Raw genomic sequence first — 15,579 nt, 5'->3', positions numbered from 1 at the left:
CCGGCTTATTCCGCCGCTTTGGCATATGTCATCTTTTTGTTAAGCAGATCGCTTTTTATGGATCAAAATGAAAATATTCCTAAAACAATATTGCAACACACGCAGTGGTCGGACCTATACTGGGGCCACTGGTCTGATTTGTTAGCCGTATTTCAGCCCCTACAATTCGCGACCCCTCGTTACTTTATGTAACAGAGTTTAATAAAAATCAGATTAATGAGGTTGTGGTCATGAACCATAAATCCCTGTTTGCAAAGTCTGCGATCGCAGCAGCAGTGGCACTTATCTCTTCCAACGTTTACGCAGCCGGTTTTCAACTGAATGAGTTTTCCTCCATCGGTCTGGGCCGCGCCTATTCCGGTGAGGGAGCCATGGGGGATACGGCAGCCTCCGCCAGCCGCAACCCGGCCACCATGGCGCTGATGGATCGCCCAATGTTTTCCATCGGGGCCGTATTTATTAATCCCGATGTCCATATTGACGGTGACAGCCCGAGCGGTCAGAGCCTGCACGCAAGCAATATCGCGCCAACCGCCTGGGTGCCTAATATTCATTATGTGCAGCCGCTGAACGATCAGTGGTGGGTAGGCGCCTCCGTAACCTCCAACTATGGACTGGCCACCGAGTTTAATAATGACTACACCGCAGGCTTATATGCCGGTAAAACGGATCTGGAAACCGCTAACCTGAATTTAAGCACCGCTTACCGCCTTAACGAGCATTTCACCTTCGGCGTGGGTTTTGACGCCGTTTATGCAAGAGCGAAAATCGAACGTTATGCGGGTGAATCTGGCCCGGCACTGGGGCTGGCAAGAGATACGCAGGTTGCGCACCTGAAAGGGGACGAATGGGGCTACGGCTGGAACGCTGGGATCCTTTATGAGGTGGATGAAAACAACCGCTTTGGCTTTACCTACCGCTCTGAAGTGAAAATCGACTTTGACGGCGATTATAAGAGCAATATCCCGGGCGCCTTCAATCCGGTTAACCAGGCGCTGAATCTTGGCCTGCCTTACGGCACCAGCGGCAGCACCATCCCGGGCTCGCTGACGCTGAACCTTCCTGAGATGTGGGAAGTCTCCGGCTACCATAAGGTGGCGCCACAGTGGGCGGTCCACTACAGCATGGCCTATACCAGCTGGAGCCAGTTCCAGGAGCTGAAAGCGACAGGCACCGGCGGCCAGACGCTTTTTGAGAAAGAAGAAGGCTTTAAGGATGCCTATCGTATCGCGCTGGGAACTTCTTACTTCTACGATCAGAACTGGACCTTCCGCACCGGCATCGCCTTTGATGACAGCCCGGTGCCTGCCGACAAACGGTCTATCTCCATTCCCGATCAGGATCGCTTCTGGCTGAGCGCCGGCACATCCTATGCCTTTAACGAGGATGCTTCCGTTGACGTCGGTATTGCCTGGATGCATGGCCAGAGCGTCACGGTGAAAGAAGGCGATTACACCTTCAACTCTTCCGGCAAAGCCTGGCTTTACGGCGCTAACTTTAACTACAAGTTCTGAGTACAAAAAAAGCCTGTCTGACGACAGGCTTTTTTTCCGGGCAACACTCTCTGCACTTTAACCTTCTGAGCCCGCTGGAGCCTGTCTGACGACAGGCTTTTCTACGCTATCCCATCAGGCCTTTCTCAATCTCAGTTGGCGTCAATCTCATCAAGATCGCCCTGAATCGCTGACGCATTCGGATTCTCCTGCGGAACCAGCTTGCCATCGCTGGCAAGGAAATCGTGACGCTGGAAGTAGGCTGCGCGTGCGAACGCGTAAGGATCGCGGGTATTACGCAAAATGGCGTCGGAATCCAGCAGCTGTGCACGGGTTTCCACCCCTTCCACCGCCCATTTGCCGGCGGACATCCACCAGGTCAGCCAGCTAAGCGGGATATAAAGGTTGTCTACCAGCCCCCCGATATCCTCTCGTGGCGTAAAACCGCCATAACCCGGCACCTCAACGTAAGGACCGTAGCCCACGCCATAGTGGCCCAGCGTGCTGCCGAACTCGCGCGGCTCTTCCTTCGCCAGCTTGGGGTTCGCCATGGTGGCGACATCAATAAAACCGCCCATGCCAAGCAGGGTATTCAGGAAAAAGCGGTTGAAGTGAATCATCGCTTTATAGGGTTTGCCTTCGATAAAGTAGTTCACCATGGTCGAAGGCTCATCGAGGTTGCTGAGGAAGTTCCCCAGACCGGTACGCGCCGGCGCCGGGACATAATCACGCCACGCAACGGCTACCGGCCGGACGACGTAAGGATCCAGCACGTTATAGTTGAAATTAAACATGGTCCGGTTGAATCCTTCGAACGGATCCGACCGTTCCTGCGGTCGATCCGCCGTATTCGAACTGGCACAACCCACTAATAATACGCTTGCCAGCGCGATGCCGGTGACACGGTAGCTCATAGCTGTCTCCCTGTAGTCAAAATAGAGTGCCGCCGCTAAGGCTGCTGACGATCGATCTCAACGGCCAGCTGCTGTTGTCCGTCAAAAGGCGTGACCGCGCTGGTGCCAAACCAGTCTCCGGACTGCGGAGTGGCGCTGCCATCACGTGAGATACGTACCCGAACCTGTACCTGATGCTGGGCGGAGAGTAAACGCCCGGGCATCATGGCATTGCTGTCATCCAGCGTCAGCGACAGTGGAAAATGGCTCAACGGCATCTTTTTCACCGCCATCGGGACGGGAGAAACACCATCGGAAACGGAAATATACAACACTCCGCCGTTTTGTAACATTTTTTCGGCCGTCGGGACGAGCGTAATCGTTAACGCCAGCTGACCGTTTACCTTACCGGTTTTGGCCTCAGCCTGAGCGATACTGCGTTGAATCATTTCGCGGCGGCGATCGTCTGCGGGTAGCAGCAGTAACATTTGTTGCCACACCCCGGCGGCCTGAGCGTAATGCTGCTGCGCATAAGCATTAAAAGCCAGCAGGCTAAGTATGCGCAAGTTGCCGCTCTCCCGCTGCTTCATTTCATTCAGCATCACGCCAGCTTCACGCACATCTTCAGGATCCTGAGAGCGGGACATGACGTCCGCATAGCTCAGCTGCACCTCATCGTTGTCGGGCGCAAGCTGTAAGGCGTGCCGGAAGGCCTGAGTGGCGGTCTCGCCGTTGTTGAGCACCATACCGACCCGCCCCAACATCAGCCAGTCGTTAAGGTTATCCGGATCCTGTTGCAGTGAAGTGCGCAGGCCCAGTCCCAGACGCGCTAACTGTTCCATCGACAGCGGCTTTGCACCGGGATCCATCACCTGCGCGCGCAGAGCCGGAAGCTCGCTGGCCGTCTGTTGCCAGCTCACGACCTCATCATAGCCGCCGGTCTTGAAATAGAACCCGAGACTGACGACAAACAGTATTATCACGCCGGGGATCAGCACCCAGCGCCCCACGCTGCGCTCCTCAGTTTTCGCCTCAGGGGGGATATCCATCAGCAGCGTCTGCTGGAGTTCGCGGATCATCTCAGGCCGTTCGCCGACTACGCCCTGCGCTTCATCGTCCTCAAGCTCCCGCAGGCGCTGATGATAAAAAGCGGTGTTGAGCGCATCCCGATCTTCCGCCACCGGACGCTGCCCGCGTCCGCCAGCGATCAGCAGCAGTCCACTGACTGCAATAAGCAGCGCCAGCAGGATTAACCAGAAACCGCTCATGATTGTTTCCCGTCATTTTTAAGCAGCACCGCTAAACGCTGTTGCTCGTCATCGTCCAGTGTGGCAACGGTAAGCTGACGGCGGCGGCTTCTGAGGATAATAACCAGCGCGCCAACAATGACAAACAGCGCAGGACCGGCCCACAGGATCAGCGTCGAGGCCATGACCGGCGGTTCATAGGTCACGAAGTTGCCATAGCGCGCCACCATGTAGTGCTTTACCTGATCCGGAGTCTGGCCGGCCTGCAGCAGTTCATACACCTTCAGGCGCATATCGGCGGCAATCATTGAGTTGGAGTCCGCAATGCTGTTGTTCTGACACTTCGGGCAGCGCAGCGACTGCGTTAAATGGCGATACTGCTGCTCACGTTCGGCGGAAGTAAAGTGCCAGGTATCAATGTTATCCGCCAGTACGCTGAAGCTCATCAGCGCAATCAGCATGATAATAAGGCGAGTCATACCCCAGCCTCCCTGCTGTATTTTTCCCATAGCGGCTTCACTTCCCGGTTCCAGACCTCATTATTCATGTCACCCGCGTGGCGATAGCGAATGATCCCATGGCCATCAATCAGGAAGGTTTCCGGTGCGCCATAAACGCCCAGATCCAGCCCCAGCATGCCGTTACCATCATAAAGACTCAGGGCATAAGGATTACCCAGCGTGTTCAGCCAGCCGATCGCCTTACTGCGATCGTCCTTATAGTTCAGCCCCACCACACGTATTCCTTCCGTCGCCAGCGTATTCAGATACTGATGCTCCGCCCGGCAGGTCGGGCACCAGGTCGCCCAGACGTTAAGCAAAATCGGTTTACCGCTCACCAGCACGCTGCGATCGTAGATTTTCCCTGGCTGCTCAAGCGACTCCAGCCTGAAAACGGGCACCGGCTTGCCGATTAACGCGGACTCCAGCAGCGTTGGATCCTCGCCGTGCGCGTTACGCGTCAGCTGCCACATCAGCGCGGCCGCCAGCAGCAGGAAAAGCACCAGCGGGATATAGAGTATTTTCTTGTTCATGCCAGCTCCCTGTGCGCTTTTTTGCGTGAACGGTAACGTGGATCGAGCAGGCAGAAGATGCCGCCAAGCGCCATAAACAGGCCGCCAAACCAGATCCAGCGAACGAAAGGCTTATAGTAAATCCGCACGGCCCAGGCGTTATTGTCCAGCTCTTCGCCCAGCGCAGCGTAAAGATCGCGGCTGATGCCGCCGTCAATGGCCGCCTCGGTCATCATGGTGTGCGCCACGCTGTAATAGCGCTTTTCGGCGTGCAGCGTCGCTTCATGTTTGCCGTTACGGGTAACGTCAATGATACCGATGGCCCCGGCAAAGTTCGGGCCCTGAAGATTCTGCACGTCCCGGAAGGTGAAGTGATAATTATGAATATCGAGCGTATCGCCAGCCCGCATGCGTACGTCACGCTCAACGCTGTAATTCTGGCTGAAAGCGATACCGATAACGGTGACCGCCACGCCGAGATGGCCCAGCACCATACCCCAGTGGCTGCGGGAGAGGTGCTTCAGCCCGGTAAAAAAGCCGTGGCGATGCGTCGCGCGCTCGTGCAGCTCCATCAGGGTGAGGAAGATCACCCAGATTGCCATCAGCAGGCCCACAACGGCCATCGCTTCAATGCGATCCTGCATCAGCCACGGCAGGCTCACCGACAGGATCAGGGTGCCAGCCAGCGCCAGCGCCAGGCGCTTCCATAGCTTCTGCGGCTCGTCGCGCCGCCAGCGTACCAGCGGCCCCACGCCTAACATCAGCGCCAGCGGCGCCATCAGCCAGGTGAAGAGCGTATTAAAGAAAGGCTCGCCGATGGAGATACTGCCCAGGCCCAGCTGCTTATGCACCAGCGGCAGCAGCGTTCCCAGCAGCACCACCAGCATGGCGGCAATCAGCAGAACGTTATTACCGAGCAGAAAAGATTCGCGCGACCAGACTTCATTCTGTACCCGGCTGCGAATTTTGCCGCCTTTGATAGCGTAGAGCAGTAACGAACTGCCGATAACGATCACCAAAAAGGCGAGAATAAACATGCCGCGAGCAGGATCGGAAGCAAACGCATGCACGGAAACCAGCACCCCGGAACGGACCAGAAAGGTGCCTAACAGACTGAGCGAAAAGGCAGCGATCGCCAGCAGGACGGTCCACGCCTTAAAGCTGCCGCGTTTTTCGGTCACCGCCAGCGAGTGGATCAGCGCGGTTCCGGCCAGCCAGGGCATAAGGGAAGCATTCTCAACCGGGTCCCAGAACCACCAGCCGCCCCAGCCCAGCTCGTAGTAGGCCCAGGCGGAGCCGAGAACGATGCCGATAGTCAGGAAAACCCAGGCGGCGGTCGTCCAGGGGCGCGACCAGCGCGCCCAGGCCGTATCCAGCCGTCCGGCCATCAGGGAAGCGATCGCGAATGCAAAGGCGACCGAAAAGCCCACGTAGCCCATATAGAGCAGCGGCGGGTGGAAGATCAGTCCGATATCCTGCAGCATCGGGTTGAGATCGCTGCCCTCGATCGGGAAACCGGGCAGCGTGCGGGTAAAGGGATTAGACGTCAGCGTAATAAACAGCAGGAAGCCGAGGTTAATCATCCCCATCACCGCCAGCACGCGGGCAATGGCATCTGCCGGCATCCTGCGGCTGAACAGCGCGACGGCCAGCGTCCAGGTGCTCAGCAGCAGCAGCCAGAGCAGCAGTGAACCTTCATGCGCCCCCCACGTGGCGGCGACGCGATAATAAACCGGCAGCAGCGTATTGGAGTTCGCGGCCACATAGGCCACGCTGAAATCATTGACGATAAAAGCATGAACCAGCAGAGCGAATGCGCCAGCAATTGAGCCAAACAGGGCATAGCTGAGCGGACGAGCCAGCCCCATTAACCGCGCATCCTGACGCCTGGCACCCCACAGCGGATAAACGCTTAACAGCAGCGAAATCGCCAGGCCCAGGCAGAGCAGAAAGCTGCCAATCTCCGGCATCATGACCGATCTCTCCGCGAGGCGTCCGGCCATGCCGTCCCCTCTTCCTTATGATTTGTTTTCATCGCATCCTCAATCTCGGGCGGCGTATATTTTTCGTCATGTTTGGCCAGCACTTCCTTCGCATGGATCAGGTTACGTGTTTCCAGCACGCCCTGAGCCACGACGCCCTGCCCTTCACGGAACAGGTCGGGAAGAATGCCCTGATAGGTGACGCTCACCACGCCGTTAAGATCGTAAAGCTTAAAGGAAACCTGAAGCGTATTCGGGTCGCGCCTGACGCTGCCCGGCATTACCATGCCCCCCACGCGCAGACGCTGGCCCGGCTCCGGTTTTGCATGGTTTTCCCCTTTGCCATTGATGATTTCACCCGGCGTATAGAAAAGGTCGATGTTGGCACGCAGTGCGTACATCACCAGCGAGGTGGCCAGACCGAGGCCAGCCACTATCGCAATCGCCACGATGAGACGTTTTTTACGACGGCTATTCACTGCTGTTCTCCTGTTACTTCACCGACGGCTTTTTTACTTTTTGCCGCACGTATGCGGCGCTCCCTCGCCCGACGCTGGCGGATCTCTGTCATTAGCCGGCCTCGCTGTATCAGCGTGTGTGTCACCAGCCCGCCCAGCGAAATCAGGGTGCAGGCCACCGCCAGCCAGACGTAAAAGGCGTAGCCTCCCATTGCGAAGAATGCCGGCCATGAAGCGAATGCGGATGTCATGAGTCACGTCCTCCCCTGGCAACAACTTCAGCTACCCAGGGACGATTACGCTCGGTAAAGAGCAGCAGATTGCGTAGCCGCATCAGCGTCAGGGAGATAAAGACCAGAAGATAGCCGAGGATCGACCAGCGCAGCGGGGTGCGCATGCTGGGGGCGATAGCCTGCTGAAGCATACCGGAGGAGCCCTGATGCAGCGTATTCCACCACTGTACCGAATAGTGAATGATCGGCAGATTGACCACGCCGACAAGGATCAGTATGCCCGCCGCCCTGCCCGCCATCCGCCGGTCGTCAAAGGCGTTATAGAGGGCGATAGTGCCCATATAGAGAAACAGCAGAACCAGTTCAGAGGTGAGCCGGGCGTCCCAAATCCACCAGGTTCCCCACATCGGCTTACCCCAGGCTGCGCCGGTCACCAGCGCGATAAAGGTAAAGACCGCGCCGACGGGCGCCATCGCGGCGGCGGCTAAATCTGCCATTTTCCACTGCCAGACCAGACCGATAAAGGCCGCAATCGCCATTGAGGCGTAAATGCCCATCGACCACATTGCCGCAGGAACATGTATATAGATGATGCGGTAACTGTCGCCCTGCTGATAGTCGGCGGGTGCAAACCCAAAGCCCCAAATCCAGCCAAGAGAAAGCGTCGCAACGCCGGATATTGCAAACCAGGGCAGCAGGCGGCCACATAACCGGTAAAGCCGGTCAGGCCTGGCCATCTGGTGTAACCATTTCCACATTGTTATTTTGCTCACAGTAAAAGAGAAAACGTCCGTTGTCCGTTAAAGATTATTTTATTAGTGCACGCTGATCCGCAGTGCCGCCGCCGTGGCGAAAGGTGCCAGCGTCGCGCTGCCTGCCAGCATCGCCCCGAGGATGGCAAGATAGCCATCAATCGGCAGGCCCTGTCCCGCCGCCTCAATCGCCGCGCTGGCAAAGATCAGTACCGGCACGGCCAGCGGCAGCACCAGCAGGCTCAGCAGCACGCCGCCGCGGCGCAGCCCCACGGTTAATCCAACGCCAATCGCCCCGAGGAAACTGAGCGTCGGCGTACCGAGCAGCAGCGTCAGCGCGACGGCGCGCCAGCCATTCATATCCAGCGACAGCAGCAGCGCCGCCAGAGGAGAGAGTAAAAGCAGCGGCAGGCCGGTAATCACCCAGTGAGCGGCCACTTTCCCCAGAACCGTCAGCGGTAAAGGCGTGGGCAATAGCAGCAGCTGCTCCAGCGACCCATCGAGAAAGTCGTCACGGAACAGCCGCTCAAGCGCCAGTAGCGAAGAGAGCAGCGCCGCAACCCAGACGACGCCAGGCGCAATCCGGGCCAGCAGCAGAGGTTCCGGGCCGATGCCCAGCGGGAAAAGCGTTATGACGATCAGAAAAAACCACAGCGGATTAATAATTTCCGAGCGACTTCTGAAGGCGATGCGCAGTTCGCGTTTAAGGACCCGCCAGAACATCAGCCTCCCTCCGACGCGGTAAGACGAAGCTTTCGAATCCGGCTCGGTGAGGCTGGCAGCGGCTGATGCGTTGTCAGTATGACTGACCCACCCTGCTGCGCATGGCGGGAGAATAGTTTCATCAGCTTTTCCACGCCTGAAAGATCAATAGCGGTAAGGGGTTCATCAAGGATCCAGAGTGGAGATTGACTCAGCCACAGCCGGGCCAGCGCCACGCGACGCTGCTGGCCCGCCGAAAGCTGCGCTACCGCCACGTCCTCATATCCCATCAGGTCCACCTCTTCCAGCGCCTGGAAAAGCGCGTCGGTGGCATGCGTCGGGTGATAGAAATGCAGGTTTTCAAGGGCACTCAGCACAGCCTTCACCCCCGGCTGATGCCCGAGATAGAGCAGGTCTGACTGATAACGCTCCCGCTGCTGGCGAATGGGTTGAGCATGCCAGCTTACCTCCCCCTGCTCTGCGCGACTCAGCCCGGAGAGAATACGTAACAGCGATGTTTTACCCGCTCCGTTAGCCCCTTCGATCTGCACAATATCACCGGGTGAAACGGTAAAACTGAGATCGCTGAAGAGAATGCGCTCGTCACGGACGCAGCTCAGATTGTTAACTACCAGCATCTGCTTAAGGTCGCGCTTGTTAATGATGGGTGAAATAGTACCACAGGGAATCATCTCTTCGCAGCCCGATGGCGTCGGGTAACGCGTTTGCCGGCCAGCATTATGCCCGTTAAGATCAATGATTCGGTGAAAAAAACCGTCTCGTTAAAGCTTTGTTACTTTTATTCTGAAAGCAGCGGACACTCCGTAAAAGCGGAAACCCGCTACGCTTTAAGGGTGATATTACCAACTGGGAAAAGGACGAAATCGTGAGCGAAATTAATAATAAAGAAGAAAAGGAAGAAGTAGAAAGTGAAGAGAGCGAACAGGGAGAGGAGATTGAAGTTGATGAGGAGGTTCTTCCTTCGCGTGCCGCGGCCATCCATGAGCATATCCGCCAGGATGGCGAGAAGGAATTAGAACGTGATGCTATGGCGCTGCTTTTTTCCGCGATAGCTGCCGGACTTTCTATGGGCGCCTCACTGATGGCCAAGGGCATATTACTTGCGCACCTTGACGGCGTACCCGGCGCTTTTTTACTGGAAAACCTGGGTTATACCTTTGGCTTTATTATTGTCATCATGGCAAGGCAGCAGCTGTTTACCGAAAATACCGTGACCGCCGTGCTGCCGATCATGCACAAGCCTACCGGTAGCAATTTTTTGCTGCTGTTTCGTCTTTGGGGGCTGGTACTGCTGGGTAACCTTATTGGCACAGCTATGGCTTCTCTTGCCTTTACGCATATGCCAATCTTTGATGCTGCCACGCAGGAAGCCTTCGTGACCATCAGCGAAAAGGTGATGGAAAAGCCTCCGGCAGCGATGTTTGCGAACGCCATCATATCCGGCTGGATTATCGCCACTATGGTCTGGATGTTTCCTTCTTCTGGCGCGGCAAAAATCTGGGTGATTGTTCTGATGACCTGGCTGGTAGCGGTCGGTGATTTGACGCATATCGTGGTCGGCTCGGTCGAGATCCTCTACCTGGTCTTTAGGGGCATCATCAGCTGGCACGAATTTTTCTGGCCGTTCGCCCTACCCACCCTCGCGGGCAATATCATTGGCGGGACATTTATCTTCGCCTTAATCAGTCACGCCCAGATCCGTAATGATATGAGCACGAAAGCCAAAGCGGAAGCGAAGGCAAAAGCGAAGGAAAAGGAGAAAGAGCGGCTGAAAAAAGAGAAGTCGGTGGAAGGCTGAGCGACTTGATAGTGCGGTATGTAAAAAAGGCTGCCCATAGAGGCTATTGCGGGCAGCCTTTTCGTCGCCTTGTGTAACCGGGAGGGTACTCAGCTGAACAGCGCGTAGGTATGCACGTAAAATGAGCCGGCAAAGCCTACCCAGCCTAGCCAGACCAGTAAAATAAAGCCGATAAAGAGTTTCGGTGACATAGTCCTGCTCCTGTCTGAAAATATGCACTTTGATTTACGTGGCTTTACAGTAGTGGCAGGCAAAACCGCAGATCTTGATTCAGCGCAATTAACGCAGGAGTAACCCGTTCAGGGCACCCACCGGCGCACATTATGTGCTTTGTCAGCATATAAAAAATGAAGGTTCTTCACCGCCTCGCTTTGCATTTCTCAGCGCTAAGGCAAAACGATTTTTTCAGTCGAAAGGAAACAGATTTTTTAGTAGAGCACCACAATCTGTAGGCGCCTTCTTACCCTGTGGCTAATCTGCAGAAGTAGGGTCACCTGTGACTATCAGGATGACGGGCGTTTTCTCTGTCTGATGTCTTTACAAATCACCTTAAAGACGTCAGTTTTAACGCTTAAAACCTCACATTTATCGTGCCTCTCGATGTTAATCGACCTCCGGTCAATATCGCACACTTACGAATATCATACTTAAATGTGCGAAAACGCGTATCGCTTTGGTAAAAAGTGCCCTCTTGTTTGCATTCCCCCCCTCATCAAAGTAAAGATAAGTACCCGACTGTAAATTTAATCTTATCTGACAATTGCCTTTACGTTAATTATAAGGAAACTGTTAATAGAATAAAGATTATCATTGTCGACACCCTCTATTTCTTAACCCATCAGGTCATTTGAATATATCTATATTCAGCCTGGCATATATTCATTATGCGCACTTTTTGTTAAATTAATCCTCAACGGGAGCCTGAATTTTATTACCACCCTGGAAGTCTCGCTTTATTATTTATATTCAGGCATTCATGACTTTAAAGAAGTTAAACGCTTTGAAAAAAATGAAGAAAGAATACCTCAACCTCACTAAGGCTCTCTGTTATTGCCTCACGTAACAGATACGAATAAGGAAATTAATTCCTGCCATCATAATAAGCAACACTTAAGGTCAGAAAAACAATTCTCATTTAACGTGTTAGCAAATAAAGGATTATAAGAGACATGAATAAAACAGCTTTAAATGGTATTACCGCAGGTATTTTTCTGTTAACGGCCTGCAATGCAGCTTTCGCCGCAACCACCACTGCAGATGTTGGCGGCGGGACCATCACTTTTTACGGTTCAGTAACAGACGCGACCTGTAACGTCACCACCAACAGCGGTAGCGATTTTGCGGTGGATTTGAACCCGGTTACCCGTAGCGACATGGGCAACAGCGTAGGCGTAATCAGCACCAACGCCAAACAATTTACGCTGAATGTTGATGGCTGCGCCGGTTTCAACAGCAGCAGTAATGCGGCGCAAACCCTGAAAGTGACGTTCTCAGGCGGCAACGTTTCTGATGATAACACTTACCTGAAAAACAGTACCGGCACCGCCAGCGGCGTCGGCATCGGCCTCACCAGCGATGGCAGTCAGTTGATCGCGCTGAACCAGGCGCTTGATACTGGTCTGAAAACGTCATCCTCCGACGGTACCGCTTATGACACTTCACCCGCCGGTGCCCTTAACTACTACGCCAATTATTACAACTACGGCGGCGCGACAGTCACGCCAGGCTCAGTAGTGACCACCGCCACTTATACCTTTACCTACGAGTAAGCATTCATTCAGGAATATTAACAGACAAGGATGTCATTAAATGAGAACTGAAAATGAAATTCGTTTTTACCACAACATTGCTATGTATTCTTTCATTCGGCACAAATGCCAGCGTCGTAATGAATAATACGCGCGTCGTTTATCTCAGTGATAAAAAAACCGTTAATGTCCAGCTCGTCAACAAATCAGCTGAAGCGCATCTGATTCAGTCATGGATAGATAACGGAAACCCCAGTGAAAAACCTGAAAATCTCAGATTGCCTCTGGCTGTTGTACCCTCGGTAGTTCGCATTGGTGCCAACGATGGCCAGATCCTTAACGTGATGAAAAATAATCTGGCTGCCACGCTGCCGGAAGACCGCGAATCGCTGTTCTGGCTGAATTTCATCGATATTCCGCCTAACCCTAAAGACAAAAGCGGCAGTTACATTCAGTTCGCCGTGCGCAACCGCGTCAAGGTATTTTACCGGCCTGCGAATTTAAAAGCCGATCTCAATAACCTGCAAACCTACCTTGAGCTGACCAGTGAGCATGATGGTTTATGCATAAAAAACAGCTCGCCTTACTACGCTACGGTTGCCGGACTGAGCAAAATAAAAAATGGCAGTAAAAAAGATAATCTGCTGGCAGAAACGCTAATGATCCCCCCCTTTAGCTGCGCCGCAGTAAATAACCGTCATCTGAAACCCTCCGATCGGGTTTATCTGACCTATATAGATGACTTTGGCACGCTCAGAACGGTTGACATTCGTCGCTAATGAAAACGTCATTTCCACTTTTCAGAGTAATAGTAATTTTTTTCGGCACGGTTAGCTGCCTGCGCAGTTATGCCGGTGAAGAATTCAATCAGGGCTTTATGATGGGCAGCCTGTCAAAAGAGAACTGGTCTGAGGAAAAAAATACTATTTCTCCCGGCACTTACAGCGTTGATATTTATGTCAATAAAGAGTGGAAGGGGAAATATCAGTTAAAGATTGAAGGAAAAGAGCGTTTTCTTCTTCAAAGAGATGATGTCCCCTCGCTGGATTTGAAAAGCGACTCAGATCACGCCCAGAACATTTCCGGACAGTGGATTAATTTGCCCGATATCGTTCAGGGTAATGAGATCCGTTTCCGTCAGGATATCTTTCAGCTCGATATTACCGTGCCTCAGGCTCAGATTATCACGCACGATCGTAACTGGATGCCGCCAGCGCTATGGGATAAAGGCATCTCAGGTTTATTCACCAACTATAACGTTATCTATTCCGGCGGGAACGATAGAAATAATCAAAAAACATCGAATCTCTACCTGACGTTAAACAGCGGATTTAATCTGGCTGAGTGGCATCTGCGTGATAATTCTTACTATTATCGCAATACGTTTCATTCAGGATGGATTAACCGGTCCCGTTATTTTGAAAAATCTTTTCCAGCTATGAATGCGACTTTCAGGGCAGGTGATGATAATACGAGTTCGGTCTGGTTTGACAGCGTCAGATACCGGGGCGTCAGCCTGAGTAAGGATCTGGCGATGCTGCCTGACAGCTACCGGACCTATATGCCCGTTGTCAGCGGCATCGCAGAAACGAATGCGATAGTAAAAGTGCTTCAGGACGATAAAATCGTTTTTCAGCAAAGCGTGCCTGCCGGCCCGTTTGAATTTTCCGATCTGATGCCGACAGGCTCAAGGTCGGATCTCTATCTTGTCATTGAAAACACCGACGGCAGTAAGAGCACCACAGTAATACCCTATTCCTCTTCGGGGAATCTGCTCAGAAGCGGTTCCTCCGACTGGATGCTTTACGCGGGTCAATTCAAAAGTGATTCTCTCCTCAGAAATAATGCTTTCTTCCAGGCGGAGTACTCAAGAGGGATAAATAATTACCTGACGCTGGTTTCCGGCACTATTGTGGGTGAGGATTATCAGTCTGCCCTGATGGGCGCAGGACTATTAATCCCTCACCTCGGAACGCTGTCAGCAAGTCATCAGTATACCCGCGCCAGCCTGACAGATGACAATCTTCAGGGAGGCAAGACACGACTCTCGCTGAACAGGCATTTTACAACCCGGACCTCCGTCACGCTTGCCGCATCACACAGTGAAAGAGATTATCTCACGCTGAGCCAGTCTGATACTGCCGCTGACTATATCAGCGACCAGATAGGGTATCGCGCCCAGGAGAAAAATACCCTGAGCCTGGCGATTGACCAGCGGCTGCCAGCGGGTTATGGCAATCTGAATGCCGGGCTTTTCGCCACGGAATACTGGAATACGTCGAAAGTCTCCCGCCAGCTTAGCCTGGGATGGAGCAATACTTACCATCAGATTTCCTGGTCAGTTAACGGCGGTAAAAGGATTTACACTAGCGTTGATAACGTTCAACGCTACCACCGCACGGCGGTTTATCGCGACGAAAAATATGCCAGTCTTAACCTGAGCATTCCCCTCAGCCTGTTTGGCCGTAACGGCACGATAAGCGCCGCTTCCAGCATGCAGGGAGATCAATACACCGCCTCAATGGGCTGGAATGAAAAGGTTTCCGACACCTTCAGATACTCCCTTTCAGCCAACAGAAGAAGTCAGGAAGGTGCATCATCCAGCGCCTGGTTTTCCTCTATTTCTCCCTGGACGTCTCTTAATGGAAACCTGACGCAGGGGGAAAGTTATACCCAGTACGATCTCGGCGCCTCAGGCTCGCTGCTTTTATCCCGGCACGGTTTGCTCTCATCACCGCTGATGGGCAACCATTTTGTCATCATCGATGCGCCAGGCGTTGCCAATGCAAAAGTGAACGGCAACCCGACGATTTTTACCAACAGCGAAGGTAAAGCGCTCATTCCTTACGCCACGCCCTGGCGCAAAAATACGTTTTATCTCACTTCAGAATCCGCTGGCGATATTCAGGGAAATATTAAAAAGGTCGCCCCGTGGAAAGGCAGTATTTCTTACGTGAAATATGTCACTGATACGCGAAAAACGTTCCACCTGCGCGCCAGTCACGCGGATGGACAGCCTCTGACTTTTGGCGCCTCGCTTTTTGATCAAAAAGGCGACGAACTGGGCTATGTCGCACAGGGTGGATTTATCTACGTTAAGGCCGATTTGCTGCCCGACTATATCCTTGTCCGCACTGATAAAGCGAAATCCTGCGTCATCAGACATGCTGTACTCACCGGAGAAAACATATGCAAAGATTTATAAGAAGATTTCTCTCTACTCTCACATTCTTGGCGGGT

At 53.5% G+C, this 15,579-nt stretch carries 15 protein-coding genes; 5 read left to right on the top strand and 10 right to left on the bottom strand.

Annotated elements, in window-relative coordinates; genetic code table 11:
- Positions 1 to 230: 230 nt before the first annotated feature.
- Positions 231 to 1,514, top strand: coding sequence for a long-chain fatty acid transporter FadL (fadL, locus tag AAH446_RS09135; RefSeq protein WP_342906403.1), 1,284 nt, complete (start codon positions 231 to 233; stop codon positions 1,512 to 1,514).
- Between the two features lie 131 nt (positions 1,515 to 1,645).
- Here fadL and mlaA read toward each other — a convergent pair whose 3' ends face one another.
- The 10 genes from mlaA to ccmA are packed head-to-tail and all read right to left on the bottom strand — an operon-like array spanning position 1,646 to position 9,410.
- Positions 1,646 to 2,407: a phospholipid-binding lipoprotein MlaA gene (gene mlaA / locus AAH446_RS09130; protein ID WP_342906402.1), complete on the bottom strand. Its 762-nt coding sequence runs from the start codon at positions 2,405 to 2,407 to the stop codon at positions 1,646 to 1,648.
- Positions 2,408 to 2,442: 35 nt separating this feature from the next.
- Entirely contained in the window at positions 2,443 to 3,654 is a 1,212-nt protein-coding gene (ccmI, locus tag AAH446_RS09125) for a c-type cytochrome biogenesis protein CcmI (protein ID WP_342906401.1), read from the bottom strand.
- Positions 3,651 to 4,112 (bottom strand): cytochrome c-type biogenesis protein, encoded by a 462-nt coding sequence (locus AAH446_RS09120; protein WP_342906400.1) that lies wholly within the window; start codon positions 4,110 to 4,112, stop codon positions 3,651 to 3,653. The genes ccmI and AAH446_RS09120 overlap by 4 nt, the downstream gene beginning before the upstream one ends.
- The gene (locus AAH446_RS09115; protein WP_342906399.1) at positions 4,109 to 4,666 is read right to left on the bottom strand and encodes a DsbE family thiol:disulfide interchange protein; all 558 of its coding nucleotides are present in this window, start codon (positions 4,664 to 4,666) and stop codon (positions 4,109 to 4,111) included. The genes AAH446_RS09120 and AAH446_RS09115 overlap by 4 nt, the downstream gene beginning before the upstream one ends.
- Positions 4,663 to 6,618, bottom strand: coding sequence for a heme lyase CcmF/NrfE family subunit (locus tag AAH446_RS09110; RefSeq protein ID WP_342906750.1), 1,956 nt, complete (start codon positions 6,616 to 6,618; stop codon positions 4,663 to 4,665). Before AAH446_RS09110 ends, AAH446_RS09115 begins: the two co-directional genes overlap by 4 nt.
- A complete protein-coding gene (gene ccmE, locus AAH446_RS09105) occupies positions 6,615 to 7,106 on the bottom strand; it encodes a cytochrome c maturation protein CcmE (RefSeq protein WP_342906398.1) in 492 nt (163 codons plus the stop codon). Before ccmE ends, AAH446_RS09110 begins: the two co-directional genes overlap by 4 nt.
- Positions 7,103 to 7,336: a heme exporter protein CcmD gene (gene ccmD / locus AAH446_RS09100; RefSeq protein ID WP_342906397.1), complete on the bottom strand. Its 234-nt coding sequence runs from the start codon at positions 7,334 to 7,336 to the stop codon at positions 7,103 to 7,105. Before ccmD ends, ccmE begins: the two co-directional genes overlap by 4 nt.
- Positions 7,333 to 8,076, bottom strand: coding sequence for a heme ABC transporter permease (locus AAH446_RS09095; RefSeq protein WP_342906396.1), 744 nt, complete (start codon positions 8,074 to 8,076; stop codon positions 7,333 to 7,335). Before AAH446_RS09095 ends, ccmD begins: the two co-directional genes overlap by 4 nt.
- Before the next feature lie 57 nt (positions 8,077 to 8,133).
- Complete coding sequence (ccmB, locus tag AAH446_RS09090; RefSeq protein ID WP_342906395.1) at positions 8,134 to 8,793, bottom strand: heme exporter protein CcmB; 660 nt, start codon at positions 8,791 to 8,793, stop codon at positions 8,134 to 8,136.
- The gene (gene ccmA, locus AAH446_RS09085) at positions 8,793 to 9,410 is read right to left on the bottom strand and encodes a cytochrome c biogenesis heme-transporting ATPase CcmA (protein ID WP_342906749.1); all 618 of its coding nucleotides are present in this window, start codon (positions 9,408 to 9,410) and stop codon (positions 8,793 to 8,795) included. Before ccmA ends, ccmB begins: the two co-directional genes overlap by 1 nt.
- Positions 9,411 to 9,658: 248 nt before the next feature.
- Here ccmA and AAH446_RS09080 point away from each other — a divergent pair, with 248 nt between their 5' ends.
- The 4 genes from AAH446_RS09080 (at position 9,659) to AAH446_RS09065 (ending at position 15,544) form a co-directional block, all read left to right on the top strand.
- Positions 9,659 to 10,591, top strand: coding sequence for a formate/nitrite transporter family protein (locus AAH446_RS09080; RefSeq protein ID WP_463322796.1), 933 nt, complete (start codon positions 9,659 to 9,661; stop codon positions 10,589 to 10,591).
- Between the two features lie 1,169 nt (positions 10,592 to 11,760).
- Positions 11,761 to 12,360, top strand: a complete 600-nt coding sequence (locus tag AAH446_RS09075) for a fimbrial protein (RefSeq protein WP_342906394.1) — start codon at positions 11,761 to 11,763, stop codon at positions 12,358 to 12,360.
- A 53-nt stretch (positions 12,361 to 12,413) separates the two neighbouring features.
- Complete coding sequence (locus tag AAH446_RS09070; protein WP_342906393.1) at positions 12,414 to 13,118, top strand: fimbrial biogenesis chaperone; 705 nt, start codon at positions 12,414 to 12,416, stop codon at positions 13,116 to 13,118.
- Positions 13,118 to 15,544, top strand: a complete 2,427-nt coding sequence (locus tag AAH446_RS09065; RefSeq protein ID WP_342906392.1) for a fimbria/pilus outer membrane usher protein — start codon at positions 13,118 to 13,120, stop codon at positions 15,542 to 15,544. The genes AAH446_RS09070 and AAH446_RS09065 overlap by 1 nt, the downstream gene beginning before the upstream one ends.
- Positions 15,545 to 15,579 lie beyond the last annotated feature (35 nt).

Source organism: Erwinia psychrophila (assembly GCF_039023475.1).
In the GTDB taxonomy this organism is placed as follows: Bacteria; Pseudomonadota; Gammaproteobacteria; order Enterobacterales; family Enterobacteriaceae; genus Erwinia.
The sequence above is the reverse complement of the archived record's forward strand: the minus strand, read 5'-3'. Positions and strand labels throughout refer to the sequence as shown.